The organism is Rhizobacter sp. P2_H2, assembly GCF_056403375.1.
On record NZ_JBFUFP010001373.1, the window covers coordinates 1 to 1,200 of the forward strand.

Below are 1,200 nucleotides of genomic sequence, written 5' to 3' on the forward strand. Positions count from 1 at the left end.
AGCCCCCCACCCGCCCCGCCAAGCCGCGCAAAAGTCACCAACCGGACATTCCGAACGCGCGGCTCCAGGCCAGCTCGACCAACGGTGTTGCCTTGCTCCCACGCAGCGGTTGCATCGCCCCGGCACCGAGCCGCCATTCGCTGCGCGGTGTTGCGGCCCAGCCGGCCCACAGAACGCCTTGCAGGATCGCGCCCCCGGCCGTTGCGACACCGCCACCACCGGCCGCACCCGCCAGCGCCTCGATGCCGACCCGCACCGGCGTGCCCGGCCGGCTCGCGATGCCGGCGCCGATCAGCCCCGTCGAATAGGCGCCGGCATGGCCGGCGTACGCGCTGTGCGCCTGGCCGCTGACGTAGACGAAGTCGTCGACGTAGCGGTTCAGCTTCAGGCCGATCGTGTCGAGCGACTGGCGGCTGCCATCCTGGCGCAGCACGCGGGCCTGGTGCTGCAGCACCGCGACCCATTCGGTGCGCACGACGCGCGGCGGCATCGTGCGCCCGTCGTGGCCGGGTTCGAGGTCGATGCCGAGCCACAACTGGGCCTGGCGGGCGCGCAGGTCGCCGTGGGCGGCGCGGATGCGGCCGTACTCGCCACCGATCGTCCAGCCGGGGGCAGGGCTCCACTCCATCGTGCCGGTGGCCTTGCCGATCAGGCCGCCGCCGGTCGGCACGGCACCGCCACCCCCCAGCCCACCGGCCACGCGCGCGCCGACGCGCCAGGTGGGCAGCAACTCGGGCCAGGGCGCGAAGCTCGCGCCGACCGTGCCCAGGATCTCCATGTAGCCCGCCGCGTCGCCCCTGGCCGCAGCGGCCGACTCGAGACCCCAGGACCAGCCGTTGGCGAATCGGCGTTCCGCGCGCGCACCCGCCAGCCCGGCCGCCGGGCGCGGTGCGCCATCGAAGCGGTAGGTGGTGGCGGTCAGCGCCATGCGGTCGAAGCCGAGGCCGGTGAGGCCGCTCGACGTGCTGGCCGCGCCGCCGTGCTCTCCCGCGAGGTGCGTGAAGCCACCGCGCCATGCGAGAGCCAGGCCCAGCTGCCCGCTCTTGATCTCGCCGCTCGGGAAATTCACGGCGGACGCCGAGATGCCCAGCTGCAGCGCCGGGCCGATGTCCTTCATCACCGTCAGCGCAGGCCGCAGCATCAGGCCCGAGCCCACCGGGGCGGATGCGCCACCGCCGCCGCCCGCGTACAGGCCCGTGG

At 74.7% G+C, this 1,200-nt stretch carries 1 protein-coding gene; it reads right to left on the reverse strand.

What is annotated here, in order from left to right; all coding sequences use genetic code 11:
- Positions 1-34 precede the first annotated feature (34 nt).
- Positions 35-1,200 (reverse strand): hypothetical protein (locus tag AC1D15_RS33195; protein WP_477829416.1); only part of this gene is annotated, 1,166 nt, incomplete at its 5' end.